The sequence below is a fragment of the Campylobacter sp. LR291e genome, from assembly GCF_008633915.1.
GTDB lineage: Bacteria > Campylobacterota > Campylobacteria > Campylobacterales > Campylobacteraceae > Campylobacter_D.
The window spans coordinates 1-205 of record NZ_VJNV01000031.1 but is presented as its reverse complement, the minus strand read 5'-3'; the positions used below and the strand labels follow the sequence as shown (position 1 = coordinate 205).

Annotated in this window: 1 pseudogene; it reads right to left on the bottom strand. The window is 36.6% G+C overall.

The features are described from left to right. A pseudogene (locus FMM58_RS06790) lies at positions 1 to 205 on the bottom strand (flagellin); the annotation flags it as partial.

The window sequence follows — 205 nt, the reverse complement described above, 5'->3', positions numbered from 1 at the left end:
AAAATTAATAATTTGATTATTACCACCACCTGCGTAAGAATTTGCACCAATTGCATCTGCGTAATCAACTGAAATTTGAGCCTTACTTTCTCTTAAAGAAATAGAAGCTTGTGAGATAGTATCAGTAGCACCCATACCTATAGCACTAAGACCGGTACCTGATATAGATATATCGCGTCCATCGTTTTTAACCAGGCTTAAACGA